The following is a 2502-nucleotide window of genomic DNA, read 5'->3' as shown; positions in this document are numbered from 1 at the left end:
AGTTAGGCCACCACTTCAAGAACTCTGTAGCACCGCCTACATACCTCGCTCTGCTAATCCTGTTACCAGTGGCTGCTGCCAGTGGCGATAAGTCGTGTCTTACCGGGTTGGACTCAAGACGATAGTTACCGGATAAGGCGCAGCGGTCGGGCTGAACGGGGGGTTCGTGCACACAGCCCAGCTTGGAGCGAACGACCTACACCGAACTGAGATACCTACAGCGTGAGCTATGAGAAAGCGCCACGCTTCCCGAAGGGAGAAAGGCGGACAGGTATCCGGTAAGCGGCAGGGTCGGAACAGGAGAGCGCACGAGGGAGCTTCCAGGGGGAAACGCCTGGTATCTTTATAGTCCTGTCGGGTTTCGCCACCTCTGACTTGAGCGTCGATTTTTGTGATGCTCGTCAGGGGGGCGGAGCCTATGGAAAAACGCCAGCAACGCGGCCTTTTTACGGTTCCTGGCCTTTTGCTGGCCTTTTGCTCACATGTTCTTTCCTGCGTTATCCCCTGATTCTGTGGATAACCGTATTACCGCCTTTGAGTGAGCTGATACCGCTCGCCGCAGCCGAACGACCGAGCGCAGCGAGTCAGTGAGCGAGGAAGCGGAAGAGCGCCTGATGCGGTATTTTCTCCTTACGCATCTGTGCGGTATTTCACACCGCAATGGTGCACTCTCAGTACAATCTGCTCTGATGCCGCATAGTTAAGCCAGTATACACTCCGCTATCGCTACGTGACTGGGTCATGGCTGCGCCCCGACACCCGCCAACACCCGCTGACGCGCCCTGACGGGCTTGTCTGCTCCCGGCATCCGCTTACAGACAAGCTGTGACCGTCTCCGGGAGCTGCATGTGTCAGAGGTTTTCACCGTCATCACCGAAACGCGCGAGGCAGCTGCGGTAAAGATCATCAGCGTGGTCGTGAAGCGATTCACAGATGTCTGCCTGTTCATCCGCGTCCAGCTCGTTGAGTTTCTCCAGAAGCGTTAATGTCTGGCTTCTGATAAAGCGGGCCATGTTAAGGGCGGTTTTTTCCTGTTTGGTCACTGATGCCTCCGTGTAAGGGGGATTTCTGTTCATGGGGGTAATGATACCGATGAAACGAGAGAGGATGCTCACGATACGGGTTACTGATGATGAACATGCCCGGTTACTGGAACGTTGTGAGGGTAAACAACTGGCGGTATGGATGCGGCGGGACCAGAGAAAAATCACTCAGGGTCAATGCCAGCGCTTCGTTAATACAGATGTAGGTGTTCCACAGGGTAGCCAGCAGCATCCTGCGATGCAGATCCGGAACATAATGGTGCAGGGCGCTGACTTCCGCGTTTCCAGACTTTACGAAACACGGAAACCGAAGACCATTCATGTTGTTGCTCAGGTCGCAGACGTTTTGCAGCAGCAGTCGCTTCACGTTCGCTCGCGTATCGGTGATTCATTCTGCTAACCAGTAAGGCAACCCCGCCAGCCTAGCCGGGTCCTCAACGACAGGAGCACGATCATGCGCACCCGTGGGGCCGCCATGCCGGCGATAATGGCCTGCTTCTCGCCGAAACGTTTGGTGGCGGGACCAGTGACGAAGGCTTGAGCGAGGGCGTGCAAGATTCCGAATACCGCAAGCGACAGGCCGATCATCGTCGCGCTCCAGCGAAAGCGGTCCTCGCCGAAAATGACCCAGAGCGCTGCCGGCACCTGTCCTACGAGTTGCATGATAAAGAAGACAGTCATAAGTGCGGCGACGATAGTCATGCCCCGCGCCCACCGGAAGGAGCTGACTGGGTTGAAGGCTCTCAAGGGCATCGGTCGAGATCCCGGTGCCTAATGAGTGAGCTAACTTACATTAATTGCGTTGCGCTCACTGCCCGCTTTCCAGTCGGGAAACCTGTCGTGCCAGCTGCATTAATGAATCGGCCAACGCGCGGGGAGAGGCGGTTTGCGTATTGGGCGCCAGGGTGGTTTTTCTTTTCACCAGTGAGACGGGCAACAGCTGATTGCCCTTCACCGCCTGGCCCTGAGAGAGTTGCAGCAAGCGGTCCACGCTGGTTTGCCCCAGCAGGCGAAAATCCTGTTTGATGGTGGTTAACGGCGGGATATAACATGAGCTGTCTTCGGTATCGTCGTATCCCACTACCGAGATGTCCGCACCAACGCGCAGCCCGGACTCGGTAATGGCGCGCATTGCGCCCAGCGCCATCTGATCGTTGGCAACCAGCATCGCAGTGGGAACGATGCCCTCATTCAGCATTTGCATGGTTTGTTGAAAACCGGACATGGCACTCCAGTCGCCTTCCCGTTCCGCTATCGGCTGAATTTGATTGCGAGTGAGATATTTATGCCAGCCAGCCAGACGCAGACGCGCCGAGACAGAACTTAATGGGCCCGCTAACAGCGCGATTTGCTGGTGACCCAATGCGACCAGATGCTCCACGCCCAGTCGCGTACCGTCTTCATGGGAGAAAATAATACTGTTGATGGGTGTCTGGTCAGAGACATCAAGAAATAACGC

The 2502-nt window shown here is 56.2% G+C and carries 2 protein-coding genes and 2 pseudogenes; all 4 read right to left on the bottom strand.

What is annotated here, in order from left to right:
* Positions 1-851: 851 nt before the first annotated feature.
* Positions 852-1043: a Rop family plasmid primer RNA-binding protein gene (locus tag IQ263_RS27930; RefSeq protein ID WP_194071277.1), complete on the bottom strand. Its 192-nt coding sequence runs from the start codon at positions 1041-1043 to the stop codon at positions 852-854.
* Positions 1044-1146: 103 nt separating this feature from the next.
* Positions 1147-1410 (bottom strand): site-specific integrase, encoded by a 264-nt coding sequence (locus IQ263_RS30145; RefSeq protein ID WP_003660253.1) that lies wholly within the window; start codon positions 1408-1410, stop codon positions 1147-1149.
* Positions 1411-1460: 50 nt separating this feature from the next.
* Positions 1461-1802 (bottom strand): annotated as a pseudogene (locus tag IQ263_RS27920) (hypothetical protein); the annotation flags it as partial.
* Between the two features lie 49 nt (positions 1803-1851).
* Positions 1852-2502: pseudogene (gene lacI, locus IQ263_RS27915) on the bottom strand (DNA-binding transcriptional repressor LacI); the annotation flags it as partial.

Source organism: Tychonema sp. LEGE 06208, from assembly GCF_015207505.1.
Taxonomy (GTDB): Bacteria; Cyanobacteriota; Cyanobacteriia; order Cyanobacteriales; family Microcoleaceae; genus Microcoleus.
The sequence above is the reverse complement of the archived record's forward strand: the minus strand, read 5'-3'. Positions and strand labels throughout refer to the sequence as shown.